A 15,055-nucleotide genomic window follows, 5' to 3' on the forward strand; every position below is an offset into this window, starting at 1 on the left:
TGGGTCATTGGGCAAAGATTCACGCACTCGCGGTAGCGCCACCATCGCGGTCGGCCCGGTGGACCTCAGGCTGCTCGCGATGGTGGCGCTACTGGCGTCATGCTGTCTGATCTCCTGGGCGATGGTGCCGCTCTGGACCACGCCGATCACGTGAACGCTGCCAGAAGGTGATCATCAAGGAGAGCACTATCAGTCCTAGGGCAGCTTCAAATGAGTGGTCGATGAGTCCGAAGCCGTCACCGAACAGCACCGCGAGACCGAGGACTGACAGGGCTATGGACAGTGGGTATCCGATTTTCATGTTCGCCGTCCTTCAACGGTTGGGCCCATTTCAGTGGGAGCGGATGAATCGTCCGTTACCGCGGCCAGCAGATGGTAGGGCCGATGTGTGGCTTCTTAATGGAGATTCCTTTGTTGGACCAGTTGCAGAGCCCGGCGATTCCACCGGCTGCGGCGAACGCTCCTGCAATCACTCCAGCAACGGCGCCGCCTACACCGGTCCACGACATGATCGCCGCGGTCAGACCACTGACCCCAGCACCTGCGGCGAGAATCTTTTGTGTCTGTCCTACTGCGTAGTTGTCGAGCCACACCTCGAATCCCCACCAATGGGCTTTGAAGCCTCCATGCGATTTCTGAACGATGAAGTTGCCGCCCTCGGTCTGTTTAGCTTCTGCAGATGACGAGATCTTTTTGAGTTCGGAGTTCGTCTTCTCGATCGCCTTTTCTACCAGCTGTACCTCTGATTGAGGAAATGTCTTTCCTTTGGGGAGATTGAGGGCGTAAGCGCCTTGCTTATTCTGAGTGACGTATGGATCATATTTCTGAATGAGCTTGTCGTTCAAGCCTTCGGCAGACGTGACTTTCGAATTGTTGCTCGCTCCAGATGCCGAAACGGTCTGACCGGCCGTGCTCACATCAGCGTGCTGATTCTCCTTTGTATCTGCGTGAGCTGGCAAAGTGCTCATCAGTGAAGCAACCAGAGCAGCGGTCGTGAAGATTGCGCCCGTTTGAATCTTCTTGATATGCATTTCATCTTCCTATCGTATTTGGGCTCCTGCCGCGATTGGTGTGACCATTCTTACACCGCCGCGAGTTCAGCGCCACAGTTGATAGGTGTCAGGTGCCATTTTCTAGATTTCTAAGACTGTTCATTCAGGTTATGCTCATGAATATGGGACTATTGCAGTACGATGTTCGTTCAATATTAGCCCGTCAGCCGCCGAAGAGCCTCTTGAAGAAGCCCTTCTTCTTCGGCTTCTCCTTCTTCTCCGGCTCCGGCACAGGCTCCGGCACAGGCTCGGGGGCCGGCTCCTCGGCTGCCGGGGCCGGAGCGACGGGCCCCGGTGCGGGCTCGGGGGCCGGCTCCGGTTCCGGTGCGGGCGTGGGCTCGGCGACCGGTTCGGCAGGTGCCGGGGCAGGCTCGGGCTCCACCGCCTCGGGAACGGGTTCCGGGGCCGGTTCCTCGGCCGCCGGGGCGGGCGTGGTCGCAGGTGTGGAGCCGTGGCCGGCGAACTGCTCGGCGGCCTCGCCCTGCAGCGGCTGGTGCAGGGAGCAGTTGGTGATGCGGTTCTGCTCATCGAAGGTGACATCGGCGCTGCCGTCGGCGGCGAGCAGGCGCAGGCCGGTGCCCTCCAGCTCGGCCAGCGGGAACCCGCGCTGCTGGGAGTAGGCGATGAGTGCGCCCCGGTGATCGGTCACCTCGGTCTCGGTCAGGCCCTGGGCCAGGGAGCGGACGAGGTCGCGGATCTCCGGTTCGCCGAGGGTCAGTTCGGGGTGCTCGACGAGCAGCCACACGACCGAACCGCCGCCGGCATCGACCGGGTAGTGCGCCCACGTGCCGGTGATCGTCTTGGCGGCAAGCGTCAGGCGCAGGGCCAGCTCATCGGAGAGGTCAATCTCCTCGGTGGTGAACTCCGTGAGCTCATGAGCCGCGCCGTGCCTGCGGACGGTGTGGGAGAGGTCGACGACCGGGGCGGGGAAGCCGTTGATGTTGTCCCAGCCCCAATGCCAGGTCTGGGTCTGCTGGGACTCGCTGCCGAGCATGTGGGCGCGCACGTCGAGGCTCTGCTCGCCGGTGAAACGCAGCGTCGGCGGTTCGGCGCCGAAGTCGACCTCCCAGTCGGCACCGGCGATCCGGCGGCCGAAGGCGGCCTGCATCTCAGAGGACAGGAAGACGGCCCGATTGACGAGGTCCTGCAGCGTGTCAGTCATAGTCCCAACTCTAGCGCTCAGGCGCTGACGAGTGCGGAGATGACCGAGATGAAGAAGCCCTGTCCGTCGAGTCCGGTGCGCATGCCCTCAGTCGTGTCGGGACCGTACCCGGCTTCGACGGCGTGCTCGGGGTGGGGCATGAGGCCGACGATCCGGCCGGTGGCATCGGTGATGCCGGCGATGTCGCGGCGGGAGCCGTTCGGGTTGACCTCCAGATAGCGGGCCACGACCCGGCCCTCGCCTTCGAGCATGTCGAGCGCGGCGTCATCGGCGATATAGCCGCCTTCGCCGTTCTTGAGTGGGATGACGATCTCCTGACCGTCGGCGAAGTCGCTCGTCCACGCGGTGCGGGCGTTCTCGATGCGCAGCTTCTGGTCACGGCAGACGAACTGCTGGGAGTCGTTGCGCACGAGCGCGCCGGGCAGCAGGTGGGCTTCGCACAGCAGCTGGAAGCCGTTGCAGATGCCGAGGACGGGCATGCCGTCCTTCGCGGCGGCGATGACGGAGTCCATGATCGGGGCGAAGCGGGCGATCGCACCGCAGCGCAGATAGTCGCCGTAGGAGAACCCGCCGGGCAGGATCACCGCATCCACGCCGTCCAGGGATTCATCGGCATGCCACAGGTGCACCGCCTCGGCGCCGGCCAGGGTGACCGCGCGCGCGGCATCCCGGTCATCGAGGGTGCCGGGGAAGGTGACGACGCCGATCCGGGCGCCCGCAGCGCCCGGGGCCGCAGCCGTCGAGGCGGGCGCGCCGATGAGGGGGCCGCCGGCAGTGTAGGCGCTGCGGTCGGTCACCGGGCACCTGCCTCGGCACCGGCAGCGTCGACACCGGCATCCTCGACGCGCACGGCGACGACGTTCTCGATGACGGGGTTCGACAGCAGCTTCTCCGCGGCATCGCGGACATCGGCCAGCACCTCATCGGTGGCCTCACCGTCAACGGTGAGCTCGAAGCGCTTGCCCTGCCGGACGTCGGTGAACCCGTCGAATCCCAGCCGGCGCAGCCCTGAGCTGATCGCCTTGCCCTGCGGATCGAGGATCTCCGGCTTCGGCATGACCTCGACGACGACACGTGCCATGTCCACGTTCTCCCTTATGCGATGTGCGCGGCTGACCGGCAGCCGACCGTGAGCAGTCTCAATCCTAACAGCGCCCACAGCCCGGGCAGCCTCTGGTAGCGTGACCGCGAATCGCGCAGTCTCTGCCGCTGACGACGCGGCCGGAAGGGCAGGTGGCCATGTCTGCCGCACCACAGCTGCCGGCGACATTCGACCGGGTCGTGCTCATCGCCGATCCCGGCACCCCGACCAAGCGGGCCGAAGCCGCCAAGGACGAGCTCGCCGAGCGCCTGGCCATCGAGCTCGAGCAAGACGTCAGCGTCGAGGTTCGCAGCGCAACCCTGCTCCTGACCCCGGAGTTCGAACTCGATATGGAATCCGCCGAGGAGCTCGCTGAGCTCACCGAACCGGCCCACGCCACAGTGTTCCTCACCGAGATCCCGCGCCACACCCGCGGCCATCCGCTCATCGCCGAGGTGTTCACCGGCCCGTCGATCGCCGTCATCTCACTGCCGACCTTCGGGGCGTGGGCCAGATCCGAACGGCTCGTGACGACGATGACGGCCGCGGTCATGCACATGATCGACGGGGACCCGCACGAGCGGCCCTCCTCGGGATTCCGGTGGTCGTCGTGGACCTACGACCAGGAGGACCGCGAGCATCTGCTGCACGCCCACACGTTCACCGGCGGGCCGCGCATGGCGATGGGCATGATCATGGCCAATGAGCCGTGGAAGGCGGTGCCGAAGCTCTCGAGTGCGCTCGCCGCCGCCGCGGCCGCCGGCGCCTTCGGCATCTTCTACACCTCGATCTGGCAGATGGCCGACTATCTGCCGACCGCCCGGCTCATCCTCATCGGGCTGCTGTCGATCACGCTCGTGGCGACCTGGCTCATCTTCGGCCACCGGCTGTGGGACAAGCCCAAACGCGAATCCCTGGCCGCGGTGACGGTGCTGTACAACTTCTCGACGGTGGTGACGCTGCTCGTCGGGGTGGCGCTGGTCTACCTCATCCTCTTCGTCGTCATTCTGCTGTCCTCGCTCATCGTCATCGACGCCCAATTCATGGCCGATGTGCTCGGTGATGAGACGGAGTGGAACGACTACGTCGAGCTCGCGTGGCTCTCCGCCGCGCTCGGGCTGTTCGCCGGTGCGATCGGTGCGAGCTTCGACTCGGATACGGATCTGCGCCGGCTCACCCACGGGCAGCGTGAGTGGATGCGCACCCCGGAGGTCGATCCGGCCGGGGAGTGAACCGGGCTCAGCCGGGGAAGGTCTCGCCGGTGATGCGTTCGAAGGCGTCGATGTAGCGCTGCCGGGTCTTGGCGACGATCTCGGCGGGCAGGGCCGGCGGGGCCTGGCCGGAGTCCTTGTCCCAGCCGGAGTCCGGGCCGGTGAGCCAGTCGCGGACGAACTGCTTGTCGAAGCTGGCCTGCACCTGGCCCGGTGCATAGCTTTCAGCATCCCAGAACCGGGAGGAGTCCGGGGTCAGCACCTCATCGGCGAGCAGCACCCGGCCGTCGGCATCCCGGCCGAACTCGAACTTCGTATCGGCGAGGATGATGCCGCGCTCCCGGGCGATCTCCTCAGCCCGGGTGTAGATGCGCAGGGTGACATCGCGCAGCAGCTCGGCATCCTCCTCACCGAGCAGCTCGACGGTCTTCTCGAAGCTGATGTTCTCGTCGTGATCGCCGAGCTCGGCCTTGGTGGCCGGCGTGAAGATCGCCGGTGTCAGCTTGTCGGCCTCGCGCAGGCCAGCGGGCAGCGCGACCCCGCACACCGCACCGGTGCGCTTATAGTCCTTCAGGCCCGAACCGGTGAGGTACCCGCGGGCGACGCATTCGACCGGGAACATGTCCAGAGGCCGGCACACGAGCGCCCGCCCGGCCACCGCCTCGGGAACGTTCGTGGAGATGACATGGTTGCCGATCACCTCGGCGAGCTGGTCGAACCACCACAGGCTCAGCCCGGTGAGCACCGCGCCCTTGTCCGGGATCGGGGTGTCGAGGACGAAGTCGTAGGCGGAGATCCGGTCGCTGGCCACGAGCAGCACGCGCTCGGCGCCAGCCAGTTCGGCCGGGCCGTCTGCGGGCACGTACATGTCGCGGACCTTGCCGGAGTACACGTGCTGCCAGCCCGGCAGGCTCTGCGGTGCGTCGGTGCTCATGGCGGACCTCCTCAGTCGGTGGTGCTAGTCGGTGGTGGACGGAATCGTGATCTGGCCGGCGGCCGCCGCGGCGGCGATGTCGGACCGGTGCTGTTCACCCTCCCAGCTGATGAGCGCGGTCGCGGCGTAGGCGCGTTCGCGGGCCTCGGCGAGTGTCGGTGCGTTGGCGACGACGGAGAGCACGCGCCCGCCGCTGGTGGCCAGCTGGTCTCCCGCGCCCGAGGCGGTCGTCCCGGCGTGCAGGACCATCACCCCGTCCTGGGCGACTGCCTCGGTCAGCCCGGTGATCGGGGAGCCGGTGACCGGCGCCTCGGGGTAGCCGGCGGCGGCCATGACGACGGTGACCGAGGCGTCCGAGGTCCATTCCAGCGGCGGCAGCTCGGCGAGAGTGCCGGTGGCTGCGGCCATGAGCGCGGTGCTGAGCGGGGTCTCCAGGCGGGCGAGGACCGACTGGGTCTCCGGGTCGCCGAAGCGCACATTGAACTCCACGACCCTCAGTCCCTTGGCGGTGAGCGCCAGCCCGCAGTACAGCAGCCCGGAGAACGGGGTGCCGCGGCGGGCCATCTCGTCGACGACCGGCTGGGCGACGGTCGTGACGATCTCGTCGACGAGGCCGGGTGGGGCCCAGGGCAGCGGGGAGTAGGCGCCCATTCCGCCGGTGTTCGGGCCGGTGTCCCCGTCGCCGATGCGCTTGAAGTCCTGGGCCGGTTCGAGTGGGACGGCGGTGGCGCCGTCGCAGAGGACGAAGAGGGAGACTTCGGGGCCGTCGAGGTGGTCCTCGATGACGACCCGGTCGGCGACCGACAGGCACGAGCGGGCGTGGGCGAGTGCGGCCTCGCGGTCGTCGGTGACGACGACGCCCTTGCCGGCGGCCAGCCCGTCGGCCTTGACGACGTGCGGGGCGCCGAACCGGTCGAGGGCAACGGCGGCCTCGTCGACGCTCGTGGCCGCGACCGCCTCGGCGGTGGGCACGCCGGCAGCGGCCATGATCTCCTTGGCGAAGGCCTTCGACCCCTCCAGCACGGCGGCCTCGCCGCTGGGACCGAAGACCGGAAAGGAGGCCTCGCGCAGCGCATCGGCGACACCGGCGACGAGCGGCGCCTCGGGCCCGATGACGATGAGATCGGCGTCGACCTCCGCGGCGAGTGCGGTGACGGCGGCCGGGTCGGCGGCCTCGACCGGGCGGGTGTCGCACATGAGCGCGATGCCCGGATTCCCCGGGGCGGCGACGACAGCGTCGACCTGCGGATCGCGGATCAGACCGGCGACGATGGCATGTTCGCGGGCCCCTGAGCCCAGCACGAGAACCTTCATGCTCACTAGCTTAGTATGCGGACCGGCTCAGCAGGCGGACTGTCCTGGACACAGGACACCGGGGGAGCGCGCACAGGCTTAGAGTGGAGGCATGAGTGCATCCGCCGCCCCCGCAACCGCCACCATGACCGCTGCGCAGGCGGCTGAGCTCGCCGTCATCGAACGCAGCGGGTTCATCGAATCCCGCCATATCGGCTCCGCTGTCGTCCTCGACCCGGATGGCGCCGTCTATGCCTCCGTCGGCACGCCCGAGGCGCCGGTGCTCACCCGCTCGTGCCTCAAGCCGGTGCAGGCGGTGGCGATGATGGACGCCGGTGTCCCGCTCGCCGGGGAAGCCGCGGTGCTCGCCACCGCCTCCCACCGCTCAGAAGCCGAGCATGTCAGGGTCGTCGAGGCGATGCTCGCCGATGCCGGTCTCGATGAGACCGCGCTGCAGTGTCCTGCGGTCGCGCCGGCCGATCCCGACTTCCGCTATCTCACCCGCGCGGAGGGCCGGCAGAGCTCGCGGGTCTTCTTCAACTGCTCCGGCAAGCACGCCGCCTTCCTCGCAGCCTGCGTCCGCAACGGCTGGGACCCGGCCGCCTATCTCGCACCGGACAGCCCGGTCCAGCAGGCCGTCGCCGAGGCGGTCGAACAGTACTGCGGAGCGCCCTCCGATTTCCTCGGCACCGACGGCTGCGGGGCGCCGGTACATGCGATGCCGCTGACCCGCCTGGCCCGGGGCATCGGGCAGATCGCTGCCGGTGCGAGCGAACCGGCCCGGCTGCTGACCGAGGCGGTGCTCGAGCATCCCTGGGCGATCGACGGCCACGGCCGGCCGAATGCGGTGGCGATCGAACGCCTCGGGGTGCTCGCGAAGTTCGGTGCTGAAGGCGTCATGGTCATGGGCACCCGCGACGGCTGGGCGGTCGCAGTCAAATGCCTCGACGGATCGAACCGGATCACCTCGATGGTCGCCCTGGAGCTGCTCGCCCATGCCGGGGCGATCGACGCTGAGGCCGCGCTGCCGGTCATCAGCGATCTGGCCCCGCAGATCACCGGCGGAATCGACGAATACGGTGCCCCAGCCGTCGTCGGGCAGGTGCGCGCCGGGTCGGGCCTGTACGATGCGATGCACGGGAGGGAACAGTCATGAGCATCCGCCGCAGAATCGACCAGACCGAGGGCCGGGCCGCACTGGCCCGTTGGGAGCAGGCCCGCCGTACCGGCGCCGACGCCGTCGAACGGGGCACCCTGGCGATGGCCGTGCGCTACACCCTCGAAGAGCTCGCCGCCCGGCATGAGGGCGGCACCGTCGAAGTGCGCATCCCGCCTTTCGGGGTCACCCAGTGCATCGCCGGGCCCAAGCACACCCGCGGCACCCCGCCCAATGTCGTCGAAACCGACCCCGAGACATGGCTCAAATTGGCGATCGGCGAGCTGAGCTTCACCGACGCACGCACCGCCGACCCCGCCATCGCGTCGGGCACCCGGGCCGATCTGAGCCAGCAGCTGCCGCTGTTCACTCCCGCTGAACTCGCCGGCAGCTGAGCTCATGAACCAGTCACCGACTGCGCGGCGGAGCCCGGCACTCGATGCCGTCATCGTCGGCTCCGGACCCAATGGACTGGCCGCCGCCGTCACCCTCGCCCGCGCAGGGCTGGCCGTCGAAGTGCTCGAAGCGCAGCCGAGCATCGGCGGGGGAGCGCGCACGCTCAACCTCGGGCTCGCTGCCGACCGGCCCGGCGCCTCATCACTGCTCCACGACATCTGCTCGGCCGTCCACCCGATGGCGCTCGCGAGCCCGTTCCTCCTCGACTTCGACCTCGCTTCTCGTGGTGTTGAGCTGGCGGTGCCGGAGATCTCCTACGCCCAGCCGCTCGATGATGAGCCGGCCGCGCTCGCCTGGCGCGACCTCGATAGGACCGCCGCGGGCCTTGGCGCTGACGGCCCGGCGTGGAAGCGGTTCTTCGAACCTTTCGCTGAGCACATCGAGGAGATCGTGTGGTTCTCACTCGGTGATAAGCGGTCCCTGCCGGCCGCCCTGCGCAGCCCGGCAGCACTGGCCAGATCAGCCGGGTTCATGGCCCGGCTGTTCCAGCAGGGGACCCCGGCCTGGAACCTGCCGCTGCGCACCGAACCCGCCCGCGCCCTGCTCGCCGGTGTCGCCTCCCATGCGATCGGCGCGCTGCCCTCACCGGCGACCGCGGCCGCAGCGATGCTGCTGGCGACACTCGCCCACGGCGCCGGCTGGCCGATCCCGGTCGGCGGCTCTCAGGCCATCACCGATGCGCTCGCCGCCGACTTGGAAGCCCACGGCGGGAAGGTCAGGACGGGAGTGCACATCGACACCGCCGCCGACCTGCCGCCGGCCCGCACCTACCTGCTCGACACCTCCGCCGGCACCGCCGCCCGCATCTGGGACGCCAGCCTGCCGGCTTCGGTCCGGGCGGGGCTCACACGCTTCGGGCACGGGGACGCCGCGGCGAAGGTCGACTTCGTGCTCTCCGGGCCGGTCCCGTGGCGCGATGCTGAGTTGGCAGCTGCGGGCACCCTGCACTTGGGTGGGACGAGGGAGCAGATGGCCGCCGCCGAGGCGGAGGTCACCTCCGGCCGGCTGCCGGAGCGTCCCGTCGTGCTCGTCTCCGACCCGACGGTCGCCGATCCCAGCCGGGAGGTCGCCGGTCTGCGGCCGCTGTGGACGTACGCGCATGTGCCGGCCAGTTGCCCGGTCGATGTCACCGAGCACATCACCGCCCAGATCGAGCGGTTCGCCCCCGGATTCCGCGATGTCATCGTCGACTCCGCCTGCGTGCCGGCCGCCGAGATGTCAGAGCACAACGAGAACTACGCAGGCGGCGACATCGCCGCAGGCACCGTGTCGCTGTACCGAATGGTCGCCAGGCCCAGACTGACGTGGGATCCGTACTTGCTCGGCATCCCGGGCGTCTACCTGTGCTCGGCGGCCACCCCGCCGGGCCCGGGCGTGCACGGCATGAACGGCTGGTTCGCAGCCCAGCGTGCCCTGAAGCAGGTCTTCGGGCTGCCGGTGCCGAGTCTCGCACCCGGCAGGTGAGCTCTCAGGCTGAGGCGACCTCCGCCTCGGGCGCGGTGCGCCGGCGGTAGGCCGGGATCAGACGCTCGAGCGGCAGGAACGCCGCCCAGCACACGACCGTCGGCAGGAAGTGGATGCCCAGCGACAGGTAGGTCGCGAGGTGGAAGAGGCAGAAGAAGATGACGATCGCGTAGAGGATCCGGCCCTTGACGAACAGGGCGATCGGGGTGAGGACCTCGACGATGAGCAGCGACCACTGGGCGACGATGAGCAGGCCGGGGTATTCGAGCGTCCAGCGGATGAAGACCGATCCGCGGCGCATGATCGCCCACACGAACACCGCGCCGTTGGCCCAGCGGATGAGTGAGCCAGAGGCGATCCACTTCATGAGCACCGAATAGAAGTAGGTGAGCACGACGCAGATCTGCACGATCCGCAGCACCCAGCCGGCGCGCCGGTCGGGCTCGAAGTCGGAGAAGGCGATGACGCCGGCGGTGGGGATGAGGAGCACGGCGAACATGAGCGCCATATGGTCGTGGGCGACATAGCCGTAGCCCTGCGAGTACATCATCCACAGCCAGAAGCACACGGCCACGCCGATGGTGGTGATGCGCTGGGCGATGCCGATCGCGCCGAGGACGCAGAAGACGATGAGCAGCACCTGCAGGGTGTGCGCACCCCAGACGGACACCGGCGGCAGGTGCAGCAGCCGCGGCAGCAGCGTCGGCTGGTAGAAGTCGGGCTTGTAGCCGTGGTTGACGACGTCGTTGGACATGGCGAAGACGTCGATGAGCACGAATATGTAGATGATGGCGCGGAAGACCGCCAGGCGCGCAGCCGGGACGGCGGGCAGCAGCCAGTCGGTGAAGCGATTCATCACTGCACCTGCCATTCGGCAAGCACGACCTTCTGCTCCTCGCCGGTCTCGACGCCGTTCTTCAGCTGCTTGATCGACCGGCACAGCGTCAGATGGGTCGGCTGCGGCTCACCCGGGTGGAGGCGGGCGTAGCCGTCGGCGATCGTCTGCAGCATCGACGGGTCGTCGATGATGTTGCCGAGCTGGGATTCGACATCTCCGCGTTCGATGCCGACGTTGTTGAGGTTGAGGCTGAGCTTGACGCCGCGGTCGCTGCCGGGGAACCGGGCCAGCACGTAGGCGGTCTTCACCTGCCCGTCGAGGTCACGGGCGGTCGAGTACTGCGACAGCGAGCCGAGGGGAAAATAGTCGTTGGTCATGAGGAACTGGCCGGTCGTCAGCACCGCAAGTGCAGCTGCAGGTGCGGCGATGCGCCAGCCGATCGCCCATGGACCGAGGGGAGAACCGGTCTTCATAAACTGTCATTCTACCGCCGACATGCGCAGCGGCCGCGCCGAAACAGGCGCGGTCGCTGAGATGTTTCCGGAAGTTGTCCCTCAGCTGAGCGCCTGGGAGAAATCGGCGATGATGTCGCGCGGATCCTCCAGTCCGATCGAGACGCGCACGACACCGGCGGCCGGGCGGGCGTCAGGGGCGACCGGGCGGTGGGTGAGCGAGGCCGGATGCTGGATGAGAGTGTCGACGCCGCCGAGTGAGACCGCGTGCACAGCCAGGCGGGTGCGCTCGGCGAATGCCGCCGCGGCCTGGTAGCCGCCGGCCATGTCGAGGGCGAGCATCGCGCCGGGGCCGGACATCTGCGAGCCGATGAGCCCGGCCGGGTCCTGGCGGTCGAGGCCAGGGAAGAACACCCGGGCGATCGCCTCGTGGCCGTTGAGCGCCTCGGCGACAGCCTGGGCATTCTCCTGCTGCTGGCGCATGCGGACCGGCAGGGTGCGCAGACCGCGGGCGAGCATATAGGAGCCCATCGGATGCAGCAGCGCACCGGTGAGGGCGCGCACGCCGCGCAGCTCGCGGGCCCGCTCCTCGGAGCAGGCGACGATGCCGCCCATCGCGTCACCATGGCCGCCGAGGTACTTCGTCGCCGAGTGCACCGAATACGCAGCCCCGTGCGCCAGCGGCTGCTGGAGGACCGGAGTGGCGAAGGTGTTATCGACCATGACCGGCACCTCACCGGCTGCCGCGACAACGGCTGCGATGTCGACGAGTTCGAGCGTCGGATTCGCCGGGGTCTCCATGACGACGAGACCGGTGTCGGCCTCGATCGACTCAGTCACAGTGTCGGGGGTCGCCCACGTGACGCGAGTGCCGAGGAACCCGGTGGCCAGCACATGGTCGGTGCCGCCGTAGAGTGGGCGGATCGCCACGATGTGCGGCTTGCCGGCAGCCACCCGCTGCTGGAGCACCGCGCAGATCGCCGCCATCCCGGTGGCGAAGCTGACGGCTGACTCGGTGCCTTCGAGTGCGGCCAGGCCCTCTTCGAAGTCCGAGGCGTTCGGCGACCACAGCCGCTGGTAGACCAGCGAGGTCGCCCCATCCTTGGCGCGGCCGCCCCCGGCGAGCAGCTCATAGGAATCCCCGCCGGACTCCACCTCGGGCAGCGGGTAGGTCGTCGACAGATCGATCGTCGGAACGTGAGTGCCCTCGCTGATGGCACGCGCGGCCATGCCGTGCACGGCCAGGGTGTCAGGGTGGGTGTCGTGGGCGGCGGAGTCGCCGGGCGTGATGTGGCTCATAGCCTGCATTCAACTCCTCTTCGGCGTGAACCTGCGCATCCGCTGCAGATAATTGCATGATGGGCGGATGATCCTGCAGGAACTGCGGCACAATGGACATCGGATCGCAGTCCGCCGCAGACACTGCGATGCGGAAGGGGGAGTGCCCATGGCCGATGTCGAACTCGACGCGATCGATCGGCAGCTGCTGCGCCTGCTCGACGCCGACGCCCGCGCCTCCGGCCGGGCGCTGGCCCGCCAGCTGCGGGTGGCCGAATCGACGGTTGCGCTGCGCATCCGCCGGCTCGTGTCCACCGGGGTGATCGAGAAGTTCGGCATCACCGTCGACAAGGACCGCATCGGCCTGCCCTTGGAGGCGATGGTCTCGTGCCAGATCGGCCACCTCGACCGCACCGCCATCGCCGCGCTGCGCCGCGATGCCCCCACCTGGCCGGGCGTGCTCTCGGTCTTCCACATGGCCGGAAGCGACGACTTCATCATCCACGTCGTCGCCACCGATGCCGATGCGCTGCGCGACTTCGTCGTCGACAACCTCGCCAGCCACCCGGCCATCACCCGCACCCAGACGAACCTCGTCTTCGAGAACCTGCCGGGCACCGGCTGGACGACGGCGCTCTAACCGGACTGACGCCTCGGGACCGGCGGCGAGCCACAGGTGGGGCGATGTCCGCGATCCGGTCGGCTGCGCTGACAGGGCGGGGGAGGGGTCGTAGGCTCGGATCATGGCTTCACACACTGCACAGATCACCTCCTTTATCGGAGGGCGGCACGTCCCCTCACTCACGACGTACGACAACATCGATCCGGCCACGAACACCTCGATCGGGCAGGTGGCCCGCGGCAGCTCAGACGAAGTCGATCAGGCGGTCACCGCCGCCGTCAAGGCCCAGCGCAGCTGGCGCCGCACCTCCCCGGAGGAGCGCTCCCGGCTGCTCGTCGCCACTGCCGCTCTCATCCGCGCAGACCGTGAGAACCTCGCCCGCCTGGAGAGCCAGGACACCGGCAAACCGCTGAGCCAGGCCTTTGCCGATGTCGATGTCTGCGCCCGCTACTTCGAGTTCTACGGCCACACCATCGAGTCCTACTACGGGCAGACGATCCCGCTCGGCGAGGGCATGCACGTCTACACCCGCCGCGAACCCTACGGCGTCACGGGCCACATCGTCGCCTGGAACTATCCGCTGCAGCTCGTCGGCCGGGCCGCGGCCACCTCGCTGGCCACCGGCAACTGCGCAGTCGCCAAGCCGGCCGATGAGACCCCGCGCTCGACCCTGCGGCTGGCCGAGCTCATCGACCAGGCCGGCTTCCCCACCGGCGCATTCAACGTCGTCACCGGCCTCGGCAGCGAAGCCGGCGCCGCGCTCGCTCAGCATCCGGGCATCGCCCATCTGGGCTTCGTCGGCTCGACCGGCACCGGCTCGATCATCGCCCATGCCGCCGCTGACCGGGTCATCCCGACGGTGCTCGAACTCGGCGGCAAATCCGCCAATATCGTCTTCGCCGATGCCGATATCGACGCCGCCGTGCCCTCGCTCGTCCGCTCGATCATCCAGAACGCCGGCCAGACCTGCTCGGCCGGCTCTCGGCTGCTCGTCCACACCGGCGTCCGCGACGAGGTGCTGGAGAAGATGAGCCGGGCCATGCGCGAGGTGACGATCGGGCCGGGCCTGAAGGATCCGATGCTCGGCCCGCTCGTGTCCCAGAAGCAGTTCGAGCGGGTCTCCGGATTCCTCGACCGCCTGGACTCCGGTGAGATCATCACCGGCGGCGCCGCACCCAAGGCGGTCGGCACCTCGGGCACGGAGGGCGGCGCCACGGGCGCGTTCTTCTCCCCGACGATCGTCGCCGATGTCGCTGCCGACTCGGAGATCTGGCAGGAGGAGGTGTTCGGGCCCGTCGTCGTCTCGCGGACCTTCGAGACCGATGAGGAGGCGATCGCCGACGCCAACGGCACCGACTACGGCCTCGTCTCCGCCGTGTGGACGCAGAACCTCTCGCGCGCCCACCGGATGGCCGCCGAGATCGAAGCCGGCCAGGTGTTCGTCAACACCTACGGCGCCGGCGGAGGAGTCGAGCTGCCATTCGGCGGATTCAAGAAGTCCGGCTACGGGCGCGAGAAGTCGATCGAGGCCTTCGACGAGTACACCCAGACGAAGACCGTCGTCGTGAAGCTCTGAGCGTGCCGGGGCCGGCGGCGGCGCCCAGCCGGGTGAACTAGACTGTGGGGCGCACACCGGTAGGCGCGTCGCCTGCAGCCACGGCAACCAAAGGAGCCCATGAACGACGACACGATCGACGTCTCGGTCCGCCGCAGCCCCAAGTACTCGGCGTTCATCACCCTCGGCGTCATCCTCGGCATGATCGTCGGCGGCATCCTGTCCTTCCTGCCCGTCGACATGTCCGGTGTCGAGACCGAGGTGACCCAGGCCTCGGCGACGTGGATGCTCATGATCTTCTGCGGCACCGTCGGCGGCTTCCTCGGCGCGGCGGTGGCGCTCATCCTCGACCGCATCAGCCTCAAGCGCGCCCGCACCTACACTGTGCCGGCTGCCGCGGAGCCGGAGGAAGCGGAGGAGCCGTCCGCGCCCGAGGCGCCGGAGGGCTCCGTGCCGGAGGCGCCGGAGGGGCCGGGCGAGCCGGATGTGAGAGAATGACGC

At 68.6% G+C, this 15,055-nt stretch carries 16 protein-coding genes; 7 read left to right on the forward strand and 9 right to left on the reverse strand.

Annotation, left to right across the window (positions count from 1 at the left end; all coding sequences use genetic code 11):
- Positions 1 to 356 precede the first annotated feature (356 nt).
- From ACFFN1_RS03665 to purS, 4 genes are all read right to left on the reverse strand, one after another.
- Positions 357 to 1,031, reverse strand: coding sequence for a hypothetical protein (locus ACFFN1_RS03665; RefSeq protein ID WP_376838710.1), 675 nt, complete (start codon positions 1,029 to 1,031; stop codon positions 357 to 359).
- A 184-nt stretch (positions 1,032 to 1,215) separates the two neighbouring features.
- On the reverse strand, positions 1,216 to 2,214 hold the full coding sequence (locus ACFFN1_RS03670) for a DUF6882 domain-containing protein (protein ID WP_376838711.1): 999 nt from the start codon (positions 2,212 to 2,214) through the stop codon (positions 1,216 to 1,218).
- 17 nt (positions 2,215 to 2,231) lie between these two features.
- Entirely contained in the window at positions 2,232 to 2,972 is a 741-nt protein-coding gene (gene purQ / locus ACFFN1_RS03675) for a phosphoribosylformylglycinamidine synthase subunit PurQ (protein WP_376838826.1), read from the reverse strand.
- Between the two features lie 35 nt (positions 2,973 to 3,007).
- Entirely contained in the window at positions 3,008 to 3,295 is a 288-nt protein-coding gene (gene purS / locus ACFFN1_RS03680) for a phosphoribosylformylglycinamidine synthase subunit PurS (protein WP_376838828.1), read from the reverse strand.
- A gap of 158 nt (positions 3,296 to 3,453) precedes the next feature.
- On the opposite strand from purS, the gene ACFFN1_RS03685 reads away from it, so the two are divergent.
- A complete protein-coding gene (locus ACFFN1_RS03685) occupies positions 3,454 to 4,527 on the forward strand; it encodes a hypothetical protein (RefSeq protein WP_376838713.1) in 1,074 nt (357 codons plus the stop codon).
- 7 nt (positions 4,528 to 4,534) lie between these two features.
- On the opposite strand, the gene ACFFN1_RS03690 is transcribed toward ACFFN1_RS03685, so the two are convergent.
- Both ACFFN1_RS03690 and purD read right to left on the reverse strand, forming a co-directional pair.
- On the reverse strand, positions 4,535 to 5,440 hold the full coding sequence (locus ACFFN1_RS03690; protein ID WP_376838715.1) for a phosphoribosylaminoimidazolesuccinocarboxamide synthase: 906 nt from the start codon (positions 5,438 to 5,440) through the stop codon (positions 4,535 to 4,537).
- A gap of 24 nt (positions 5,441 to 5,464) precedes the next feature.
- On the reverse strand, positions 5,465 to 6,754 hold the full coding sequence (gene purD / locus ACFFN1_RS03695) for a phosphoribosylamine--glycine ligase (RefSeq protein WP_376838717.1): 1,290 nt from the start codon (positions 6,752 to 6,754) through the stop codon (positions 5,465 to 5,467).
- A 91-nt stretch (positions 6,755 to 6,845) separates the two neighbouring features.
- On the opposite strand from purD, the gene ACFFN1_RS03700 reads away from it, so the two are divergent.
- Genes ACFFN1_RS03700 through ACFFN1_RS03710 form a run of 3 tightly spaced genes read left to right on the forward strand, consistent with a single transcriptional unit; the run spans position 6,846 to position 9,809 of the window.
- A complete protein-coding gene (locus tag ACFFN1_RS03700; protein ID WP_376838719.1) occupies positions 6,846 to 7,889 on the forward strand; it encodes an asparaginase in 1,044 nt (347 codons plus the stop codon).
- Entirely contained in the window at positions 7,886 to 8,284 is a 399-nt protein-coding gene (locus tag ACFFN1_RS03705) for a sterol carrier family protein (protein ID WP_376838721.1), read from the forward strand. Before ACFFN1_RS03700 ends, ACFFN1_RS03705 begins: the two co-directional genes overlap by 4 nt.
- A 4-nt stretch (positions 8,285 to 8,288) precedes the next feature.
- The gene (locus ACFFN1_RS03710; protein ID WP_376838723.1) at positions 8,289 to 9,809 is read left to right on the forward strand and encodes a phytoene desaturase family protein; all 1,521 of its coding nucleotides are present in this window, start codon (positions 8,289 to 8,291) and stop codon (positions 9,807 to 9,809) included.
- A 4-nt stretch (positions 9,810 to 9,813) separates the two neighbouring features.
- On the opposite strand, the gene ACFFN1_RS03715 is transcribed toward ACFFN1_RS03710, so the two are convergent.
- From ACFFN1_RS03715 to ACFFN1_RS03725, 3 genes are all read right to left on the reverse strand, one after another.
- Entirely contained in the window at positions 9,814 to 10,665 is an 852-nt protein-coding gene (locus ACFFN1_RS03715; RefSeq protein ID WP_376838724.1) for an HTTM domain-containing protein, read from the reverse strand.
- A complete protein-coding gene (locus ACFFN1_RS03720; protein ID WP_376838725.1) occupies positions 10,665 to 11,120 on the reverse strand; it encodes a hypothetical protein in 456 nt (151 codons plus the stop codon). Before ACFFN1_RS03720 ends, ACFFN1_RS03715 begins: the two co-directional genes overlap by 1 nt.
- An 81-nt stretch (positions 11,121 to 11,201) precedes the next feature.
- Complete coding sequence (locus ACFFN1_RS03725) at positions 11,202 to 12,398, reverse strand: trans-sulfuration enzyme family protein (RefSeq protein WP_376838727.1); 1,197 nt, start codon at positions 12,396 to 12,398, stop codon at positions 11,202 to 11,204.
- A 148-nt stretch (positions 12,399 to 12,546) separates the two neighbouring features.
- On the opposite strand from ACFFN1_RS03725, the gene ACFFN1_RS03730 reads away from it, so the two are divergent.
- From ACFFN1_RS03730 to ACFFN1_RS03740, 3 genes are all read left to right on the forward strand, one after another.
- On the forward strand, positions 12,547 to 13,017 hold the full coding sequence (locus ACFFN1_RS03730) for an Lrp/AsnC family transcriptional regulator (RefSeq protein ID WP_376838729.1): 471 nt from the start codon (positions 12,547 to 12,549) through the stop codon (positions 13,015 to 13,017).
- 103 nt (positions 13,018 to 13,120) lie between these two features.
- Positions 13,121 to 14,575 (forward strand): aldehyde dehydrogenase family protein, encoded by a 1,455-nt coding sequence (locus ACFFN1_RS03735; RefSeq protein ID WP_376838731.1) that lies wholly within the window; start codon positions 13,121 to 13,123, stop codon positions 14,573 to 14,575.
- Between the two features lie 99 nt (positions 14,576 to 14,674).
- The gene (locus ACFFN1_RS03740) at positions 14,675 to 15,052 is read left to right on the forward strand and encodes a hypothetical protein (RefSeq protein WP_376838733.1); all 378 of its coding nucleotides are present in this window, start codon (positions 14,675 to 14,677) and stop codon (positions 15,050 to 15,052) included.
- Positions 15,053 to 15,055 lie beyond the last annotated feature (3 nt).

The sequence above is a fragment of the Brevibacterium otitidis genome (assembly GCF_042429315.1).
Lineage (GTDB): Bacteria > Actinomycetota > Actinomycetes > Actinomycetales > Brevibacteriaceae > Brevibacterium > Brevibacterium otitidis.

Coding starts and splice junctions, on each gene's coding strand:
- ACFFN1_RS03665 (WP_376838710.1), bottom strand. CDS start 1,031: ATGCATATCAAGAAGATTCAAACGGGCGCAATCTTCACGACCGCTGCT.
- ACFFN1_RS03670 (WP_376838711.1), bottom strand. CDS start 2,214: ATGACTGACACGCTGCAGGACCTCGTCAATCGGGCCGTCTTCCTGTCC.
- purS (WP_376838828.1), bottom strand. CDS start 3,295: ATGGCACGTGTCGTCGTCGAGGTCATGCCGAAGCCGGAGATCCTCGAT.
- ACFFN1_RS03685 (WP_376838713.1), top strand. CDS start 3,454: ATGTCTGCCGCACCACAGCTGCCGGCGACATTCGACCGGGTCGTGCTC.
- ACFFN1_RS03690 (WP_376838715.1), bottom strand. CDS start 5,440: ATGAGCACCGACGCACCGCAGAGCCTGCCGGGCTGGCAGCACGTGTAC.
- purD (WP_376838717.1), bottom strand. CDS start 6,754: ATGAAGGTTCTCGTGCTGGGCTCAGGGGCCCGCGAACATGCCATCGTC.
- ACFFN1_RS03700 (WP_376838719.1), top strand. CDS start 6,846: ATGAGTGCATCCGCCGCCCCCGCAACCGCCACCATGACCGCTGCGCAG.
- ACFFN1_RS03705 (WP_376838721.1), top strand. CDS start 7,886: ATGAGCATCCGCCGCAGAATCGACCAGACCGAGGGCCGGGCCGCACTG.
- ACFFN1_RS03710 (WP_376838723.1), top strand. CDS start 8,289: ATGAACCAGTCACCGACTGCGCGGCGGAGCCCGGCACTCGATGCCGTC.
- ACFFN1_RS03715 (WP_376838724.1), bottom strand. CDS start 10,665: ATGAATCGCTTCACCGACTGGCTGCTGCCCGCCGTCCCGGCTGCGCGC.
- ACFFN1_RS03720 (WP_376838725.1), bottom strand. CDS start 11,120: ATGAAGACCGGTTCTCCCCTCGGTCCATGGGCGATCGGCTGGCGCATC.
- ACFFN1_RS03725 (WP_376838727.1), bottom strand. CDS start 12,398: ATGAGCCACATCACGCCCGGCGACTCCGCCGCCCACGACACCCACCCT.
- ACFFN1_RS03730 (WP_376838729.1), top strand. CDS start 12,547: ATGGCCGATGTCGAACTCGACGCGATCGATCGGCAGCTGCTGCGCCTG.
- ACFFN1_RS03735 (WP_376838731.1), top strand. CDS start 13,121: ATGGCTTCACACACTGCACAGATCACCTCCTTTATCGGAGGGCGGCAC.
- ACFFN1_RS03740 (WP_376838733.1), top strand. CDS start 14,675: ATGAACGACGACACGATCGACGTCTCGGTCCGCCGCAGCCCCAAGTAC.